Origin of the sequence: Paraburkholderia sp. 31.1, assembly GCF_014397645.1 — a bacterium.
Taxonomy (GTDB): Bacteria; Pseudomonadota; Gammaproteobacteria; order Burkholderiales; family Burkholderiaceae; genus Paraburkholderia; species Paraburkholderia tuberum.
Genome location: NZ_VZQN01000225.1, coordinates 1 through 355, shown reverse-complemented (window position 1 = coordinate 355; position 355 = coordinate 1). Strand labels below are relative to the sequence as shown.

The 355-nt window shown below is 56.6% G+C and carries 1 protein-coding gene; it reads left to right on the top strand.

The genetic code is table 11. The features are described 5' to 3' along the window. Positions 1-247: 247 nt before the first annotated feature. Positions 248-355, top strand: a 108-nt coding sequence (locus tag F6X37_RS36080; RefSeq protein WP_222945044.1) for a transposase DNA-binding-containing protein, incomplete at its 3' end; no start/stop codon positions are given.

Below are 355 nucleotides of genomic sequence, written 5' to 3'. Positions count from 1 at the left end.
TGGTCGGAAGAAGCTCGCTGCGCTGGAGCGCGCCTGACCCGGCACGACACGCTGCGGCGCTTGGAATGATTCGCGCGTCGTTGTTGATCGTGGCGCTACGGTACGCATGATTGCGGCCGGTTGAACGCATCTCGTTATACAGAAGTGGCGCAGTAGGAGACGTTTGTCCGAAAGCGCATTGAGCAATGAACATGCGTGATGGGGGTTGTTAACGGCCTGAATTTCGCGTTTACTCTCGACTTTTCGAATGCAGATTCGTAATGAGCCGGGAGCGTGGGTGGACGAGGAATTTGAAACATTGGATCTTGGTGACCCGCGGCGGGACCGTCGGGCGAAGGAATTGCTGAAGCGGTTT